This window comes from Salinibacillus xinjiangensis (assembly GCF_009649735.1).
GTDB lineage: Bacteria > Bacillota > Bacilli > Bacillales > Alkalibacillaceae > Salinibacillus > Salinibacillus xinjiangensis.
The window spans coordinates 23,360-40,676 of record NZ_WJNH01000011.1 but is presented as its reverse complement, the minus strand read 5'-3'; the positions used below and the strand labels follow the sequence as shown (position 1 = coordinate 40,676).

The window sequence follows — 17,317 nt, the reverse complement described above, 5'->3', positions numbered from 1 at the left end:
AGATAAATTTTATATGAGTTTTTATTTCAATTTTAGAGGAAAATTGTATATAGTTACGATTGGGGTTATTCATAAAAACAATCTTAGATATTTCGCAAAAAAAGTTAGAGGTGATTATGATGAAAAAAATTGGTGTCCTGACAAGTGGTGGAGATGCACCAGGGATGAATGCAGCTATTCGGGCAGTTGTACGTAAAGGCATCTATCATGGATTAGATGTTTATGGCGTTTATTATGGATATCAAGGCTTAATTAATGGTGATATAAAAAAGATGGAGCTAGGTTCTGTAGGGGATATCATTCAAAAAGGTGGAACCTCTCTATATACATCTCGTAGTCAAGAGTTTAAAACGGACGAAGGTCAGCAAAAGGGTATTGAACAGATGAAAAAACTGGGCATTGAAGGCTTAGTTGTTATTGGTGGTGATGGTTCATTCCGCGGGGCCAAAAAAATTACCGAAAAAGGTTTCCCATGTATTGGAGTGCCCGGTACAATAGATAATGATATACCAGGTACTGATTTCACTGTTGGCTTTGATACGGCCTTAAATACTGTCATCCAAGCAGTGGATAAAATTCGCGATACAGCAACCTCGCATGAGCGTACATATGTAATTGAAGTTATGGGAAGAGACGCAGGAGATCTAGCTTTATGGGCTGGGGTTTCAGCTGGTGCAGAAAGTGTTCTTATCCCAGAAAAAAGTGATGAATTTGAAGATGTTATTGAGCGGATTAAGCGTGGTCATGAGAGAGGAAAGAGACACAGCATCATCCTCGTTGCTGAGGGTGTTGGGAGCGGTTTGGAATTCGGAAAAAAGATAGAAGAAGCAATGGGTATTGAGACCCGAGTTACGGTACTAGGACATACCCAGCGTGGAGGATCACCAACTGCAAACGACCGTGTTTTAGCTAGTCGTTTAGGTGCAAAAGCTGTTGATCTTCTTTTAGATGGACAAGGCGGAAAAATGGTTGGTATCCAAGGGAATGAAATAGTTGCCCACGATATTATTAAGGTATTGGATATGGCACATAAGCCTGAACTTTCAATGTATCAGTTATCTAAGGAACTATCTATATAATCATCCATACTCCTTGAGTTGGATATATACAGGTTGGAAATATGGAGGAGGATTCACATGAAAAAAACAAAAATTGTTTGTACAATTGGTCCAGCTTCTGAATCAGTTGAAAAGCTAGAGCAACTAATCGAATCAGGAATGAATGTAGCTAGGCTAAATTTCTCGCATGGAGATCATGAGGAGCACCTACAAAGAATAAAAAATATTCGTGAAGCAGCCAGCAACAAAAATCAAACCGTTGCTATTTTACTGGATACGAAGGGCCCGGAAATTAGAACTGGGGATATGAAAAATGGTGAGGTGCAACTAACAAAAGGTGAACATGTTATCGTTTCAATGAACGCAGTAGAAGGTGACGAGTCCAAGTTCTCTGTTACCTATCCAGGTCTCATTGATGATGTACATGTTGGCTCTAAAATTCTTTTAGATGATGGGCTCATTGAACTTGAAGTAACAGAAGTGAACCGAGATGCTGGTGAAATCAATACGAAAATATTAAATTCAGGTATTTTGAAAAATAAAAAAGGGGTCAACGTTCCAAATGTCAGTGTGAACCTACCGGGAATCACTGAAAAGGATGCTAATGATATTGTCTTTGGAATTGAGCAGGGAATTGACTTTATTGCTGCCTCCTTTGTACGTAGACCATCAGATGTATTAGAAATTCGAGAACTATTAGAAAAATATCATGCAGAAAATATTCATATCATACCGAAAATTGAAAATCGTGAGGGTGTCGATAATATTGATGACATCCTAGAGGTTAGTGATGGGTTAATGGTAGCAAGAGGTGATTTAGGGGTGGAGATTCCTCCAGAAGAAGTCCCTCTAGTACAGAAAGAACTCATCAAGAAGTGTAACATGGCGGGGAAACCCGTCATTACAGCTACACAAATGCTAGATTCTATGCAGCGTAACCCTCGTCCAACTAGAGCTGAAGCAAGTGATGTAGCAAATGCGATTTTTGATGGTACAGATGCCATCATGTTATCTGGGGAGACAGCTGCAGGACTATATCCGGTTGAGTCTGTGAAAACAATGTACAACATTGCTGTGCATTCGGAAAGTTCCTTAGATCATCAAATGATTTTTGAAAATCGCACTAGGGAAGTAGATGTTACCATTACAGATGTCATTAGTCAGTCTGTTTCATATGCTGCTGAAACTTTACAGGTTAGCTCCATTTTGACACCAACAGAAAGTGGACATACGGCCCGAATGATATCTAAATATCGTCCTAAGGCTTCCATTGTTGCCGTTACAGCGCATGAAAAGGTACAGCGTCAGCTATCCCTTGCTTGGGGCGTAACAGCTGTTATTGGCAAAACGGTCAACAGCACAGATGAAATGTTGGATATTGCCATTGACCGAGGACTTGATTCAGGATTATTTGAACGTGGGGATAAAGTGATCATTACTGCCGGGGTACCTGTAGGTGAAAGTGGTACAACTAATCTCATGAAGGTACACATTGTTGGAGATGTTCTAACAAAGGGGCAAGGTGTTGGTAAGAGACACGCCTTTGGTAGAGCATTTGTCACAACAAGTACTTCAAATGCTTTAGATGAGATACGTGAAGGAGATATTCTTGTATCAAATTCCACAGATAAAGAAATGATGTCAGCCATTGAAAAAGCGGCAGGTATTGTCACCGAAGAAGGGGGACTTACCTCACACGCTGCTGTTGTAGGCCTTAGCTTAGGGATACCTGTTGTTGTTGGTGTTGACCATGCGACAGATATCATTGAACATGGTACGGAAATTACCATCGATGCAGCTCGCGGTGATATTTACCGTGGACATGCCAGTGTATTATAATAAGAGTAGAAAGGGAGGAGATTTTCCTCCCTTTTTGTTAAATATTAAATCCTCTTTTAAATTGGCTCTACTGCAAAGTATAAAAACATCAACGTTTATACAAATGCGATGTAACTTTAGCGTACTAGTTTCAAATTATGAATATAATGAGTGAGCAACCATCGCTCCGGAAATACACTTCGCTTTCACCCAAGGGCACAAGTGCGACATCTACTCAAACTCCCTTTGTTCGTTTTCATAGTGTCTTCTTTGCCGCGGGCGAGCGCTGAGCCTCCTCGCTACGCTTCGGGGTCTCAGCTGTCTCTTTGCTCCCACAGGAGTCTCCGTGTATTTCCTCCGCTAAAAAGGGTGCCTCTTTCGTTTGTATAAAGCTGAACTATTGGTTAATCAAAAGCTTTTAACCATGTATTCATCAGAACACTCCAATAGCGGAGTATTCTGCCGGAACGGTATGCTTGCACTCGATTTCATAGTACGATTTAAGCCACAATTAATAGTAATAATTACGTCGTATTTTCTTTCTTTTTTTAAAAACAAGATTTTCTTAAAAAAGAGCGTTCAAATTAAAGGGTTCAAATTAAAGGAATGATAGATAATGTTTCGATTTGTATTTTTATTTATTGTCATTATGTCTGCACTAGAAATTGGTGTGTTCATGTGGATTGGTGATGTATTTAGTGTAATGTTTGTCGTACTAGGTATTATTATAACTGGTGTGATTGGAGCATTTTTAGCCAAACAACAAGGCTTAGATACACTTAATCGAGCGAGAAACCAGCTAGGGTATGGTCGATTTCCACATGAAGAAATCTTTGATGGACTTGCTATTTTAATAGGGGCTGTCCTGTTATTTACTCCCGGTTTTATCACCGATACAATTGCCTTTATTTTATTATTTCCCGTTACCAGATTCCCAATCAAGCGTTGGATGAAAACATTGGTAAGAAAAATGCTGGACAATGGAACCATCACTATTTTTGGTAGATGGCGGTAACAGCTCCTTTGGGTGCCTAGAGTGCACTATGGGCACCCTCCTCATTACTTTATCCTTTTATATACTCCCATACCTCTCGCACAACTCCCGCTTGGTAAAGTGTATTTAAAATAACCAATGTTACCGGACCCACAATCAACCCAAGAAACCCTAACAATTGAAAGCCAACAAAAAGGGCAATTAATGTAGCCAAAGGATCCAAGCCGATGCTCGAGGACAGTACTTTCGGTTCCATTAACTGACGTTGAATGATGACAATCGCATAAAGTATCGACAATCCTATGGTCAAATAATAATTTCCGGTAAAAAACATGTATAGTATCCAAGGTACAAAGACTAAACCTGTCCCTAAATAAGGCAGTAAATCTATAGCTCCAATAATTAAAGCGAGAGTAATAGCGTATTCGATCTGTAAAATCAGTAATCCCATTAAGACAATTATAGCGGTGATAGAAATTAGTATAAACTGAGCCCTTATAAACCCAACAAAGGCGTTTTGTAACCCTTTATAAACATTGTTACTCGAACTCACGACATACGTTGGGATTGTGGTTTTTAGCATTGTACTTAATTTTCTCCAGTCCTTACTGATGAAAAAGGTTCCAAGTAGGGAAAAGATTAATACCGTTGCAAGATTAGGAATTCCGGCAATTTGATTAGGGATCCAGGTTAATATATTTTTCAGTATTACTTGACCAGTTTCCGAGACGCTTGATCCTATATTACTAATTTGATCCATGATCTCTGCTCGATAGGAGGCATCTAAATTATTAATCATCGAACTAAGGCGCTCATAAATAGGGATAACTTGAGCAGCAATTAATTCTTGAAAAAAAGTCACAAGTTCTTCAAAATATTTGGGGACCTCTTTTGCTAAGTATGTAAACCCAGTAATGATCTCAACAATTAAAAAGGTAATAATGCCAATAATAATTGCTAAAGTCATGAAGATAACGAGAATAACAGCTAACGGGCGTGGAAATTTCAACCTCTCTTCCATATAATTTACAACTGGGTTCATGATAAATGCAAAAATGAGGGCGAAAATAAATGGATACGTATATTTTGAGAGATAAATAAATAGAATGCTCACTCCAGCCATAATGCCTATCACAATAAGAAAACGTATAAAACGTTGAATGTGAATGTTATGTACCATTTCATAAACCTCCTTTATAACAGCTTGTATGACTTTTGAACAAAGAAAGGAAGACACCAATGTTTGCTCAATCCACTATATTTTTATTTATATTGTTACTATTAGGATTTATTGCTAAAAATCAAGCAATTATGATAGCTGTATACATTTTGTTGGGCATAAAATTGTTTCAAATTGAGGATAAAGTATTGCCATATCTTCAGGCTAAAGGAATAAGCTTAGGTGTCATTGTGATTACAATCGCCGTGCTCGCCCCAATTGCTTCTGGTGAAATCGGATTTAAAGAGTTACTAGAAAGTATAAAAAGCTATTATGCTTGGATTTGTTTAGCCGCCGGTATGTTTATTGCGTATGTAGCAAGGGATGGCCTATCTCTTTTAGCGAGCGACCCACATTTAACAACTGCATTAGTTATTGGGACCATTATTGGAGTGGTGGTGCTAAATGGAGTTGCAGTTGGTCCTTTAATAGGTGCGGGAATTGCTTATTTACTAATTAAAGCTGCAGACTTTTTTCTGCAATTTTTCGCTTGAAAGCTTATATTTCTACATGAAATTTAATGGATTATTAAAAAATGATTAAGAAATGATTAAAAAAATGAGACAGTAAAAGATAAAATGATTTCACATTCTACTGAATTTTGTTTATAATTAGGTATGGGTACAGATATATATTTGTTTTATTACTTTTAAAAGCGTTTACTTTTTTACTTTCAAATGAAGGTTAAAAAGACATGAGAAACTAAACACCTCAACACGGTGTGAAAAAATTTATTAAACTCAGACAAAAGTGGGGAAATTTTTCGTAAAGGAGAGAGATTCATGGCAGGAACAAAAGGACTAGAAGGCATTGTAGCAACAGAGTCGTCAATTAGTTCAATCATTGATGACCAACTTACATATGTGGGGTATTCCATCGATGATTTAGCCGAAAATTCTAGCTTTGAAGAAGTGATTTTTCTTCTTTGGAATAAACGTCTTCCAAAGCAAGATGAACTTGAATCTTTAAAGAAAGAAATAGCTCAAGAAATGGAACTTCCAAAAGCAGTTATCGATCATTTGAAATCCTATGATCTCAAAACTGTACACCCAATGGCTGCGCTACGTACGGCTGTTTCCATGTTAGGATTATATGATGAGGAATCAGACGTTATGGAAGAAGCAGCAAATCACCGTAAAGCAGTTCGTTTACAAGCAAAAATGCCAACCATCGTAACTGCATTTGCACGTATACGTCAAGGTGAGGAGCCTGTGGCACCTCGTAAGGATCTTGGTTTTGCTGAAAACTTCCTTTACATGTTAAATGGAAAAGAGGCAGAGAGCATTGAGGTTGAGGCTATTAATAAGGCGCTAGTCTTACATGCTGACCACGAGTTAAATGCATCAACCTTCACATCTCGTGTGTGTGTAGCTACGTTGTCAGATATTTATTCTGGTATTACTTCTGCTATCGGGGCTCTGAAGGGACCTCTGCACGGCGGAGCAAATGAACGAGTTATGAAAATGCTCACAGAAATCGGTGAGCCAGACAAAGCGGTTGACATTATTAAGGAAAAGCTTGCTAATAAAGAAAAAATTATGGGTATGGGTCACCGTGTATATCGCAAAGGAGACCCACGTGCTAAGCATTTGAAAAAGATGTCAGCACACTTAACAGAATTAACAGGTCAATCTAAATGGTATGATATGTCTGTCAAAATTGAAGAATACATGAAAGAAGAAAAAGGTCTTCCGGCAAACGTAGACTTTTATTCCGCATCTGTTTATCATAGCTTAGGAATTGACCATGATTTGTTTACGCCAATTTTTGCTGTTAGTCGCGTGTCAGGCTGGTTAGCTCATATTTTAGAACAATATGAAAACAACCGCTTAATTCGTCCACGAGCTGAGTATGTTGGGCCAACTGGACAACAATATGAACCAATTGAAAAGCGCTAACAGAATATTATGTTGTATGCTAACATGTAGAAGCCAGTAAATCTGGCTTCTCTCTTCATGTTTTGCATTGTATAGATGAGTGATTTATGATTAAAAATGTGTCATTTATTCTTTAGGAGGTATTTAACATGAGTGAAAGAATTACAGTTGAAAATGGAAAAATGAATGTACCAAACCAACCCGTAATCCCTTATATTGAAGGCGACGGTATTGGTCCTGACATTTGGGCTGCTGCTTCCCGTGTGTTAGAAGCTGCTGTTGAAAAGGCATATAATGGGGAAAAATCAATTGAGTGGAAGGAAGTACTTGCTGGTCAAAAAGCATATGATCAAACAGGTGAATGGCTTCCAAACGAAACGCTTGATACGATTCGTGATTATAAAATCGCAATTAAAGGACCTTTGACTACGCCAATTGGTGGAGGAATTCGTTCTTTAAACGTTGCTCTACGTCAAGAGCTAGATTTATTTACATGTCTACGTCCAGTTCGTTATTTTGATGGTGTACCTTCTCCGGTAAAACGTCCTGAAGATACAGATATGGTCATCTTCCGTGAAAATACTGAGGATATTTATGCTGGAATCGAATGGCAAGAAGGAACTCCAGAAGTCAAAAAAGTAATCGACTTTCTAAAGAAAGAAATGGATGTACATAAAATTCGTTTTCCTGAAACTTCTGGGATTGGTATTAAGCCAGTTTCTGCAGAAGGAACAAAACGTTTAGTTCGTGCAGCTATTGACTATGCTCTTAACGAAGGACGTAAAAGCGTAACACTTGTTCATAAAGGAAACATTATGAAGTTTACTGAAGGCTCTTTCAAGAACTGGGGCTATGAAGTTGCTGAACAAGAGTATGGAGATAAAGTCTTTACATGGGCTGAGTATGACCGCATTGTTGAAGCAAAAGGAAAAGACGCAGCAAACCAAGCTCAAGATGAAGCTGAAAAGGCTGGTAAGATCATTGTAAAAGATGCAATTGCTGATATCTTCCTACAGCAAATCCTTACTCGTCCAAAAGAGTTTGATGTTGTTGCAACTATGAACCTTAACGGTGACTACATTTCTGATGCATTAGCTGCACAAGTTGGCGGTATAGGTATCGCGCCAGGAGCTAACATTAACTTTGAATCTGGTCATGCAATTTTTGAAGCTACACATGGTACTGCTCCAAAGTATGCTGGCATGGATAAAGTAAATCCATCTTCAGTCATTCTTTCTGGTGTGTTAATGCTAGAGCACATTGGCTGGAGAGAAGCAGCTGATTTAGTAACTAAAGCAATGGAAAAAACAATTGCTAGCAAGGTTGTTACTTATGACTTCGCACGTCTAATGGACGGTGCAAAAGAAGTTAAATGCTCTGAATTTGGAGATGCACTTATCCAAAATATGTAAGCACGTGTAAATAGGAGGGAATTCTTTATGACGATTAAACGCAAAAAAGTATCTGTCATTGGTGCTGGTTTTACTGGAGCTACAACTGCACTAATGGTGGCGCAGAAGGAACTTGCTGATGTTGTATTAGTTGATATTCCTGATATGGAAAACCCAACCAAGGGTAAAGCATTAGATATGCTTGAGGCAAGTCCTGTTCAAGGATTTGATTCCAACATTGTTGGGACTTCTAATTATGAAGACACAAAGGGATCAGATTTAGTCATAATTACAGCAGGTATTGCACGTAAACCAGGAATGAGCCGTGATGATTTAGTTAATACCAATGCTAAAATCATGAAAGCTGTAACTCAACAAGTGGTAAAGCATTCACCAGACTGCTTCATTGTGGTATTAACCAACCCAGTAGATGCCATGACATATACGGTGTTTAAAGAATCAGGATTCCCTAAGAACCGTGTGATCGGCCAATCGGGTGTACTAGATACAGCTCGTTTCCGGACCTTTGTGGCTCAAGAACTTAACCTATCAGTTAAAGATATTACAGGTTTTGTACTTGGTGGCCATGGTGACGACATGGTACCACTAATTCGATATTCCTATGCAGGTGGAATTCCACTGCAAACACTTCTTCCTCAAGAACGCATTGATGCTATTGTTGAGCGTACGCGCAAAGGTGGGGGAGAAATTGTAAACTTACTTGGAAATGGTAGTGCATATTATGCACCTGCTGCTGCACTTACGGAAATGGCTGAGGCTATTTTAAAGGACCAGCGCCGGGTATTGCCAGCGATTGCTTACCTTGAAGGTGAGTATGGCTATCATAATATTTATTTAGGCGTACCTACCATCCTAGGTGGGAATGGAATTGAAAAAGTGGTTGAGCTAGATTTAACAGATGAAGAAAAAGCAGAATTAGATAAATCAGCGGACTCTGTTAAAAATGTTATGCAAGTTTTAGAAAAAGCTGATAGTTAAACGGATTCGGGGGCAATTCCCCCGAATCTTTTTGAACGAATAAGAAAACGCTTACAAAAGAAGGGGTGAAGGATATGGTCTTTAAAAAACGGAAATTAGGGCGAAAAATTACAGACCTTCAAGTGGGTGACCAGCATGAAATGAAAGCAAAGGTTGAGGATAAGGATTTATTATTATACTTAGGTCTCACTTCTGATTCCAATCCATTGTATATTCAGCATGATTATGCAGCTCAAACTCCATTTAAACGCCCTCTCGTACCTTCTGTTATGCTATACGGAATGGTTTCGTCAATGGTATCCTTACATTTACCAGGACCGGGGAGTCATATAGTAAAAGAGTCAATGTCTTATCCTAAGCCGGTTTATCATTATGCTGAGATTCATTTAGAAATGACCATAACCAATATCGATGAAACAGGTCATTGTGTTACGATTGATATCAAAGGAACAGATGAGGAAAATGACACTGTAATATTAGGGAAATTAGAGGTTTGTCCACCCTATAAATTAGAATCTTTGACTGCAAAATCCTTGGAAAACTTTAATTAGACTTGTAAGTCCTTGTTTATACAAGGCTTATTTTTTTGACTTTTGTGTTACTAGTCTCTGATATTGTCTAAAATGTAAATATCATGTAAAATTTCGCTAGATGTTCTTTTTATTCAGAGCTGTTCATTATATGATAGATATAATAAACGTGCTAGAGGTGGTAAAGATGGGGAAAAGAATTTTAATTGTCGATGATGAAGAATCCATCGTTACGTTGTTAAAATACAATATCGAGCAGGCTGGTTTTCAAACGGAAACCGCTTATGATGGAGAACAAGCGTTAAAGCTGGCAGAAAATGAACCCTATGATTTAATTGTGTTAGATGTAATGCTTCCTAAATTAGACGGTTTAGAGGTTTGTAAACTATTAAGGCAAAAAATGATTGAGGTTCCTATACTAATGCTAACTGCGAAAGATGAAGAATTTGACAAAGTTTTTGGTCTTGAAATTGGAGCCGATGATTATCTAACCAAGCCTTTCAGTCCACGTGAAGTAATAGCGCGTATAAAGGCTATCCTTCGTCGTTTTAAGAAGAGTAATGATGAACAGATAGCGACTGATAAAATTGTAACCATCGGAGATTTGAAGATATATCCGGAACAGTATGAGGCATATATTAATGGGCAACAGCTAGAATTTACTCCAAAAGAATTTGAACTTTTGGCTTATTTAGCTAATCATATTGGGAAAGTGCTCTCAAGGGATCAGCTTTTAAGTGCTGTTTGGAACTATGAATTTGTTGGAGACACGCGAATCGTAGACGTTCATATTAGTCACTTACGAGAAAAAATTGAGCCCAATACAAAACAACCTGTTTATATTAAAACAATAAGGGGCTTAGGCTATAAATTGGAGGATCCAAACTAAATGAAAAAGTCATCATCCCGAACTTTTTTGACCTATGCCATATTAATTATGGCGTTTATGATTGTCTTAGGGTTTTTATTAGTGCAAATCACAAAAAAGTTCATGTTAGATGCAGTTCAAGAAAGGGTTTTTGCAGAAGGCTCCTATATCGTTTCCATGTTGGATGAGGGTGAAGATCGTCGTTATTCAAACAAGCTTCAGCAACTACAGGTGATGAGTGAGAAACTAGATATTGGGCTAGTTTTATATAATCATGAAGAAGGGGCTATTTTAAATACAAGTTCAAGCCTTGATGAATTGAATAATGTTCCCGTCATAAATACGATAGAATCAAGGATTATGGGAAATAACCGTTTAGAACGGGGGCTATTAAAAGATGATGTCTATTATTATCCATTTTATTTAGAGGATGAAGAGGCTTATCTTGTTTTAACGCTACCCATTCAGTTATTAACAGGCTTTACGTTTAATGTGTGGTTATTAATTGGCTTTGTATTAGCAGTAGCGTTAGTGGTCATCTTTGTCATTGGTTATCATTTTAAAGATAAGTACATAAAGCCCATACGTTCAGCTGCAGGTGTGGCAAGGAAGCTAGCAGAAGGGAATTATAATGCTAGAACATATGAGACTCAAAGTGGAGAAGGTGGCCAGTTAACAAACTCGATTAATTTACTAGCCCAAAATTTGTATGAAATGAACATTCAACGGGAAATGCAAACGGATCGCCTAATAGCTGTTGTAGAAAATATGGATAGTGGCTTAGTTTTAATTAATGAAAAAGGCTATATTCAATTAATTAATCGTTCCTTTTTAGATACATTTCAAGGTGATGCAAGCTCTTATATTGGCTACCTATATTATGATGCCATCGCCTTTGAGGAAGTACATAATGTTGTAAGAGATGTTTTCATGCTAGAGGACCATGTGCAAAAAACAATGGTCGTGCATCAAGGGATTGAGAGGCGATTTTTTGCCGTCTCTGGAGCACCGATTTTTAATCATAACCAGGATTGGAAGGGTGTTGTTTTAGTTTTACATGATATTACTGAAATGAAACGTCTTGAAGAGATGCGGAAGGATTTTGTAGCTAATGTGTCACATGAACTACGAACACCTATTACATCAATCAAAGGTTTTTCAGAAACCCTGTTAGGAGGGGCTCAAGAGGATAGTGAGGTCAGAGAACAATTCTTGAATATCATCTATAAAGAGAGTGAAAGGCTACAGTTGTTAATAGGGGATTTACTGGAGCTTTCGAAATTGGAGAAGGAAGATTTCCCACTCGATATACAACAGGTCTCAGTGGCAACTTTATTTGATGATGTACTATCCCTTGTACGACACATTGCTTTAGATAAAGAGATTTTGCTGGAGGTAGAATTAAAGGAACCGACTCTGCAGATAGAGGTTGATTCAGCGCGTTTTACTCAACTTTTATTAAACCTACTAACAAATGCGATACAATATACGCCGAAACAAGGTATGGTAACGTTGATGGCTTTTAGGGTAGGGGAAGAAGTGTGTATTAAGGTAAAGGATACAGGAATTGGCATACCGAAAGAGCATTTATCTCGTATTTTTGAGCGCTTTTATCGAGTGGACAAGGCTAGGAGTCGGGATTCAGGTGGTACTGGACTAGGGCTGGCGATTGTGAAACATATTGTGGAAGCACATGATGGGAAGATTACAGTTGATAGTGAACCAAATAAAGGGACTACATTTACCATAATGATCTAAATAAAATCATTCTAACAGAGGATTAATCCTCTGTTTTTTTCGTATAAGAAAATTGAAACCTTATGAACCCTCATTCGTAAAGACTATAGAGAGATATAAAAATAGAAGATATTTTAGGGGGGCACGAAATGAATTTACGTCGCATTTATATGTGGATTGGCGCCACAATCGTACTTATCATTTTAGGATTATCTTTAGCGACTAGCTGGTACACAGTTGATGAATCTGAACAAGCTGTGGTTATCACTTTTGGTAAGGCAGAGGAAACCAATACTGAACCTGGTTTACACTTTAAACTGCCCTGGCCGATACAATCTGTAGAAACATTATCGCAAGAAACGTTTAGTTTAGACTTTGGGTATAGTCCTGATGAACGAGAAGACTCTGATGTCATTCGAATGATCACAGGAGATGAAAATATTGTCTTAGCGGATTTAGTTGTACAGTGGAGAATAACTGATCCTGCTAAATATCTGTTTAATTCAACAGATCCAGAGGGTACTCTAGAGAACGCTACCTCAGCATCTCTAAGAGGAATCATTGGTACATCCTTAATTGATGATGCGTTAACTTCTGGAAAAGCTGTGATTGAAAATGATGTTCGTACATTACTTACAGATTTAATTAATGAATATGATATAGGTATCTCAATCGTTGATGTGAAGCTACAGGAGGTTGACTTACCAAATGAAGAGGTTCGAACAGCCTTCACAAAGGTAACAGATGCTAGAGAAACCATGAACACAAAAATTAATGAAGCAAGAAAATATGAAAATCAAAACGTCGAGGAAGCTTTAGGGGAAAAGGATGCAATTATTACTCGTGCAGAAGGAGATAAAATTGCAAGGATTGAAGAAGCGAGAGGGGCTGTATCTCGGTTTAATGCCTTATACAAAGAGTATCAAAACGCACCTAATGTAACGAGGGACCGACTCGTGATTGAAACATTAGAGGATGTACTTCCGAATGCACAAATCTATATATTAAATGAAGACGGGAACACGATGCAGTACCTACCATTAGGTCCAAATAATAACCAAAACAATCAAAGGGTAGTTCCACAAGAGGAAGGTGGGGATCAAAATGAGTGATGAAAATGTTTATGAAATGAAGTCGTCAAAGCCATTTAATTATCGAAAATATTTTAAAACGGGGATTTCACTCTTATTCATTATTCTCTTGTTGGTAACGTTATTAAATAGTATCATGATCACAAAAGAGGGGGAATATAGAGTCGTACGGCAATTTGGTGAAGTGGTCCGGATTGAGTCAGAACCAGGCCTCCATTTTAAAGTGCCATTTATTCAAACGGCAACGGTTCTCCCAAATAAATATCTAGTATACGATATGGAAGAACAAGAAATTAATACATTAGATAAGAAGCGCATCATTATTGATAACTATGCTGTATGGCATATTACTGATCCAAGCAAAATGATAAACAACGCAAAAACCGTAGTGAATGCACAAGCTCGTATGGGTGAATTTATCTTTTCTACTGTAAGAAGTGAACTTGGTCAAATGAATTATGAAGAGATCATCAATGATGAAAAATCCCAACGCGGAAATTTAAATTCACGGATTACTGACCAAGTAAATGAACTACTAAGTGAATATGGGGCTCAAGTTCAGGATGTTCGTGTTAAGCGTACAGACCTACCAGAGGATAACGAACAATCTGTCTATACCCGAATGATTTCAGAGCGGGAATCTAAAGCACAGGAGTATTTATCTAAGGGTGAGGCGGAGAAAAATCGAATCATTGCTGCTGCTGATCGTGAAGTAAAAGAGATGCTATCGAAAGCGAAGGCAGATGCCGAACAAATTCGCGCTGAAGGGGAGCAGGAAGCTGCTCAAATTTATAATGAAGCCTTCAAAAAAGACGCTGAATTTTACCGCTTATATCGTACTTTAGAATCCTATAAGTCTACAGTAAATGATAAAACAACCATTATCTTGCCACATGATTCACCATATGCAAGAGCTTTATTAGGTTATTTTGAAATAGAAGAATAAATAAAAAGGCGTTTTTTTCCTTCTCATGAAATACATGATAATATAGAAGGAAGGAAACGTCTTATTTTTTGTCATTTTAATTTAAGCGTAAAGTAGAAGGGTTAACTTTTACTAGTATTTCCCTGGGAATATAAAGGAGTGAAATGGATGTCTGATAAATTAGTATTGATTGATGGAAATAGTATATTATACCGCGCTTTTTTCGCCCTCCCGCTGTTAAATAATGATAAAGGTGTTTATACAAACGCGGTGTATGGTTTTACTACTATGCTCTTGAAGATTTTAGAAGAGGAAAAGCCCTCCCATGTTCTTGTTGCCTTTGATGCGGGAAAAACAACGTTTCGACATAAGACCTACACGGAGTATAAAGGTGGCCGACAAAAAACACCACCTGAGTTGTCGGAACAATTTCCTCTTGTAAAGGAGCTTTTAGGAAACTTTGATATTCGTCACTATGAATTAGATCAATATGAGGCTGATGACATTATTGGAACACTGTCTAAAGTCGGAGAAGAGAAAAAGATGGCGGTTAAAGTGATCTCAGGAGACCGGGATTTACTACAACTAGTAGATCAACAGGTAGATGTTACGCTAACGAAAAAGGGAATTACGAATGTCGAGAATTATACGCCACAGTTTTTAGAGGAAAAAATAGGTATTCGACCTGATCAAGTGGTGGATATGAAGGCGCTAATGGGAGATAGCTCTGATAATATCCCAGGAATTCCAGGGATCGGGGAAAAAACAGCTGTTAAGCTACTAAAGCAATTTGATACTCTGGATGGGATTTATGAAAACCTTGATCAAGTTAGCGGCAAAAAATTGAAAGAGAAGCTAGAAAACCATAAAGACGACGCATTCATGAGTAGAGAGCTTGCTACCATTGAACGTGAGTCGCCAATTACAGTGAATTTAGAGGATGCTACATACGAAGGCTATAACTCACAAAAGGTATTGTCATTCTTTAAGGAGCTTGGTTTTCATTCATTATTAAGTCGGATTGAGACTAAAGAGGGTGAAGAATCAGAGGAAGCTGTATTGGATGAAATCGAATTTACCATTGTTGATGAGGTTTCAGCAGATATGTTCACAGGTAAGGATGCGATCTTTTTAGAAATGCTAGAAGAACATTACTACTATGGTGAAATCTTAGGTTTTGGGATTGTGAATGAAAAAGGTAAATATTTCATTCCGGTAGAATTAGCAATCGAATCACCTCTATTTAAAGAATGGGCTGAGGATGAAGGGAAGGAAAAGTATTTATTTGATGCCAAGGCTGTGACGGTTGCTTTAAAGAAACAAGGAATTGATATTAGGGGAATTACATTTGACCTTTTACTAGCATCATACATTGTAAACCCTGCAGAAAATCATCATGACGTCCCTTCCATTAGTCACCGAATGAATAACAGAAATATGAAGTATGATGAAGAGGTTTATGGAAAAGGCGCTAAACAAAGTGTACCTGGGATAGAGGTAATGGCTGAGCATGTTGTAAGAAAGGCAGATGCCGTTTACCAATTAAAGGACACGGTTATCGAACAACTCGATCAAAACGATCAATATCATCTGTATGTGGATCTAGAGCTTCCATTAGCCACTGTTTTAGGTGAAATGGAGTACTTTGGTGTACAAGTAGATATAGACCGTATTGAAGAGATGGGTGAAGAGCTTAAAGGGCGCCTAAAGACATTGGAAGAAGAAATATATGAATTAGCAGGTGAAACCTTTAACATTAATTCACCTAAGCAATTAGGTGTAATCTTATTTGAAAAATTAGAGCTTCCTGTCATTAAAAAGACGAAAACAGGTTATTCAACTGCAGCCGATGTGCTAGAGCAGTTAAAGGACAAGCATGAAATCATGCCCAAGCTTTTGCTATACCGTCAGCTAGGTAAACTTCAATCTACATACATTGAAGGACTTTTAAAGGTAGTAGACAAAGAGGAAGGAAAAATTCATACGCGTTTTAATCAAGCTCTTACCCAAACTGGTCGTTTAAGTTCAACAGACCCAAACCTCCAAAACATTCCAATCCGCTTGGAGGAAGGGAGAAAGATTCGCCAGGCCTTTATTCCATCGAAAGAAGACTGGGTTATTTTTGCAGGCGATTACTCTCAGATCGAGCTAAGAGTGTTAGCTCATATTGCTGGAGATGAAAAACTGGTCAAGGCCTTTAAAGATGGAATGGATATTCATACGAAAACGGCTATGGACGTATTTAACGTAGAGCATGATGAAGTGACGGCTAATATGCGTCGCCATGCAAAGGCCGTAAACTTTGGGATCGTATACGGGATTAGTGATTATGGCCTTAGTCAGAGTCTTGGGATCACCAGAAAAGAAGCTAAACAATTTATTGAAAAGTACTTTGAAAGCTTCCCAGGTGTGAAGGAATATATGGATGAGATTGTAAAAGAAGCCAAACAAAATGGCTATGTGACCACTCTTATGAACCGACGACGTTACTTGCCTGATATTACAGCACGAAACTTTAATAAGCGTAGCTTCGCTGAGCGTACAGCGATGAACACGCCAATTCAAGGTAGTGCGGCAGACATTATCAAAAAAGCGATGATTGATTTAGCCGCTCGTTTAGAGGAAGAGAAATTTGAAGCTAAGCTGTTACTTCAGGTACACGATGAATTGATTTTAGAAGTTCCAAAGCATGAGCTTGAATCCATTCAAAAAGTAGTATCAGAGGTAATGGAAAATGCAGTGGAATTAGAAGTACCTTTAAAGGTTGATTTTGCCTATGGTTCCACATGGTTTGACGCGAAGTAAGATTA

14 protein-coding genes are annotated in these 17,317 nt (G+C 38.0%); 13 read left to right on the top strand and 1 reads right to left on the bottom strand.

All coding sequences use genetic code 11. The features are described from left to right. Nucleotides 1-119: 119 nt before the first annotated feature. The 3 genes from pfkA to GH754_RS15365 all read left to right on the top strand — a co-directional run bounded on the left by pfkA (nucleotide 120) and on the right by GH754_RS15365 (nucleotide 3,891). On the top strand, nucleotides 120-1,079 hold the full coding sequence (pfkA, locus tag GH754_RS15375; protein WP_153729576.1) for a 6-phosphofructokinase: 960 nt from the start codon (nucleotides 120-122) through the stop codon (nucleotides 1,077-1,079). 57 nt (nucleotides 1,080-1,136) lie between these two features. Further along, on the top strand, nucleotides 1,137-2,897 hold the full coding sequence (gene pyk / locus GH754_RS15370) for a pyruvate kinase (protein ID WP_153729575.1): 1,761 nt from the start codon (nucleotides 1,137-1,139) through the stop codon (nucleotides 2,895-2,897). A gap of 595 nt (nucleotides 2,898-3,492) precedes the next feature. Then, nucleotides 3,493-3,891, top strand: coding sequence for an FxsA family protein (locus GH754_RS15365; protein ID WP_153729574.1), 399 nt, complete (start codon nucleotides 3,493-3,495; stop codon nucleotides 3,889-3,891). 49 nt (nucleotides 3,892-3,940) lie between these two features. On the opposite strand, the gene ytvI is transcribed toward GH754_RS15365, so the two are convergent. After that, nucleotides 3,941-5,050 carry a sporulation integral membrane protein YtvI gene (ytvI, locus tag GH754_RS15360; RefSeq protein ID WP_153729573.1) on the bottom strand — a complete coding sequence of 370 codons (1,110 nt, stop codon included), beginning with the start codon at nucleotides 5,048-5,050 and terminating at the stop codon, nucleotides 3,941-3,943. 59 nt (nucleotides 5,051-5,109) lie between these two features. On the opposite strand from ytvI, the gene GH754_RS15355 reads away from it, so the two are divergent. From GH754_RS15355 to polA, 10 genes are all read left to right on the top strand, one after another. Then, nucleotides 5,110-5,583, top strand: a complete 474-nt coding sequence (locus tag GH754_RS15355) for a DUF441 domain-containing protein (RefSeq protein ID WP_153729572.1) — start codon at nucleotides 5,110-5,112, stop codon at nucleotides 5,581-5,583. Between the two features lie 288 nt (nucleotides 5,584-5,871). Beyond that, the gene (gene citZ / locus GH754_RS15350; protein WP_153729571.1) at nucleotides 5,872-6,987 is read left to right on the top strand and encodes a citrate synthase; all 1,116 of its coding nucleotides are present in this window, start codon (nucleotides 5,872-5,874) and stop codon (nucleotides 6,985-6,987) included. Between the two features lie 128 nt (nucleotides 6,988-7,115). Then, a complete protein-coding gene (icd, locus tag GH754_RS15345) occupies nucleotides 7,116-8,378 on the top strand; it encodes an NADP-dependent isocitrate dehydrogenase (protein WP_153729570.1) in 1,263 nt (420 codons plus the stop codon). 27 nt (nucleotides 8,379-8,405) lie between these two features. Then, entirely contained in the window at nucleotides 8,406-9,356 is a 951-nt protein-coding gene (gene mdh / locus GH754_RS15340) for a malate dehydrogenase (protein WP_153729569.1), read from the top strand. Nucleotides 9,357-9,430: 74 nt separating this feature from the next. Continuing rightward, on the top strand, nucleotides 9,431-9,907 hold the full coding sequence (locus GH754_RS15335) for a MaoC family dehydratase (RefSeq protein WP_153729568.1): 477 nt from the start codon (nucleotides 9,431-9,433) through the stop codon (nucleotides 9,905-9,907). Between the two features lie 166 nt (nucleotides 9,908-10,073). Then, nucleotides 10,074-10,775, top strand: coding sequence for a response regulator transcription factor (locus tag GH754_RS15330; protein WP_153729567.1), 702 nt, complete (start codon nucleotides 10,074-10,076; stop codon nucleotides 10,773-10,775). Continuing rightward, nucleotides 10,776-12,512, top strand: coding sequence for a two-component system histidine kinase PnpS (pnpS, locus tag GH754_RS15325; protein ID WP_153729566.1), 1,737 nt, complete (start codon nucleotides 10,776-10,778; stop codon nucleotides 12,510-12,512). It begins immediately after the preceding gene. Between the two features lie 128 nt (nucleotides 12,513-12,640). Then, on the top strand, nucleotides 12,641-13,603 hold the full coding sequence (gene hflK / locus GH754_RS15320) for an FtsH protease activity modulator HflK (RefSeq protein ID WP_153729565.1): 963 nt from the start codon (nucleotides 12,641-12,643) through the stop codon (nucleotides 13,601-13,603). After that, on the top strand, nucleotides 13,596-14,528 hold the full coding sequence (hflC, locus tag GH754_RS15315; RefSeq protein ID WP_153729564.1) for a protease modulator HflC: 933 nt from the start codon (nucleotides 13,596-13,598) through the stop codon (nucleotides 14,526-14,528). The genes hflK and hflC overlap by 8 nt, the downstream gene beginning before the upstream one ends. A gap of 147 nt (nucleotides 14,529-14,675) precedes the next feature. Continuing rightward, the gene (polA, locus tag GH754_RS15310) at nucleotides 14,676-17,312 is read left to right on the top strand and encodes a DNA polymerase I (protein ID WP_153729563.1); all 2,637 of its coding nucleotides are present in this window, start codon (nucleotides 14,676-14,678) and stop codon (nucleotides 17,310-17,312) included. Nucleotides 17,313-17,317 lie beyond the last annotated feature (5 nt).

Excerpts from the sequence above, each read along its gene's own strand:
- pfkA (WP_153729576.1), top strand. The coding sequence starts at position 120 with ATGAAAAAAATTGGTGTCCTGACAAGTGGTGGAGATGCACCAGGGATG.
- pyk (WP_153729575.1), top strand. The coding sequence starts at position 1,137 with ATGAAAAAAACAAAAATTGTTTGTACAATTGGTCCAGCTTCTGAATCA.
- GH754_RS15365 (WP_153729574.1), top strand. The coding sequence starts at position 3,493 with ATGTTTCGATTTGTATTTTTATTTATTGTCATTATGTCTGCACTAGAA.
- ytvI (WP_153729573.1), bottom strand. The coding sequence starts at position 5,050 with ATGGTACATAACATTCACATTCAACGTTTTATACGTTTTCTTATTGTG.
- GH754_RS15355 (WP_153729572.1), top strand. The coding sequence starts at position 5,110 with ATGTTTGCTCAATCCACTATATTTTTATTTATATTGTTACTATTAGGA.
- citZ (WP_153729571.1), top strand. The coding sequence starts at position 5,872 with ATGGCAGGAACAAAAGGACTAGAAGGCATTGTAGCAACAGAGTCGTCA.
- icd (WP_153729570.1), top strand. The coding sequence starts at position 7,116 with ATGAGTGAAAGAATTACAGTTGAAAATGGAAAAATGAATGTACCAAAC.
- mdh (WP_153729569.1), top strand. The coding sequence starts at position 8,406 with ATGACGATTAAACGCAAAAAAGTATCTGTCATTGGTGCTGGTTTTACT.
- GH754_RS15335 (WP_153729568.1), top strand. The coding sequence starts at position 9,431 with ATGGTCTTTAAAAAACGGAAATTAGGGCGAAAAATTACAGACCTTCAA.
- GH754_RS15330 (WP_153729567.1), top strand. The coding sequence starts at position 10,074 with ATGGGGAAAAGAATTTTAATTGTCGATGATGAAGAATCCATCGTTACG.
- pnpS (WP_153729566.1), top strand. The coding sequence starts at position 10,776 with ATGAAAAAGTCATCATCCCGAACTTTTTTGACCTATGCCATATTAATT.
- hflK (WP_153729565.1), top strand. The coding sequence starts at position 12,641 with ATGAATTTACGTCGCATTTATATGTGGATTGGCGCCACAATCGTACTT.
- hflC (WP_153729564.1), top strand. The coding sequence starts at position 13,596 with ATGAGTGATGAAAATGTTTATGAAATGAAGTCGTCAAAGCCATTTAAT.
- polA (WP_153729563.1), top strand. The coding sequence starts at position 14,676 with ATGTCTGATAAATTAGTATTGATTGATGGAAATAGTATATTATACCGC.